Consider the following 744-nt stretch of genomic DNA (forward strand, 5'->3'; position numbering starts at 1 on the left):
AGCGCACCAAGGACACCTGGGAGCTGTGGCGCAAGCGCGTGCTGCACGCCGAGTCCAACGTGCAGTTTGGCGAAGGCGGCGCCGGCACCTTCTCCGACGGCAAGCTCTACAGCCAGATCAAGGACCCGCGCCACCTGGGCCGCAAGGTCATGCGCGAGTTCGTGCAGGCCGGCGCGCCCGAAGAAATCCTCTACGCCGCGCACCCGCACATCGGCACCTTCAAGCTGGTCAAGGTGGTCGAGAACCTGCGCGCGCAGATCGTGGCGCTGGGCGGCGAGGTGCGTTTCAGCCAGCGCGTGACCGACGTGCACATCGAAGAAGGCGCCCACGGGCGCCGCGTGCGCGGCCTGCAGGTGCAAGACCTGGCCACGGGCGAGACCACCGAACTGCGCGCCGACCATGTCGTGATGGCGCTGGGCCACAGCGCGCGCGACAGCTTCGGCATGCTCTACCAGCGCGGCGTGTGGCTGGAGGCCAAGCCGTTTTCCATCGGCTTTCGCATCGAGCACCCGCAAAGCGTGATCGACCGCGCGCGCTGGGGCCGCCACGCCGGCCACCCGCTGCTGGGCGCCGCCGATTACAAGCTGGTGCACCATGCGCGCAACGGCCGCGCGGTCTACAGCTTTTGCATGTGCCCCGGCGGCACCGTGGTGGCCGCGACCAGCGAGCCCGGCCGCGTCGTCACCAACGGCATGAGCCAGTATTCGCGCAACGAGCGCAACGCCAATGCCGGCATCGTGGTCG

The 744-nt window shown here is 69.4% G+C and carries 1 protein-coding gene; it reads left to right on the top strand.

Annotated features, from left to right (window positions below):
* The coding region (locus QZH66_RS17535) for an FAD-dependent protein (protein WP_345783872.1) at positions 1 to 744 on the top strand (744 nt) is incomplete at both ends.

Source organism: Stenotrophomonas sp. YIM B06876 (assembly GCF_030711595.1).
Taxonomy (GTDB): Bacteria; Pseudomonadota; Gammaproteobacteria; order Xanthomonadales; family Xanthomonadaceae; genus Stenotrophomonas.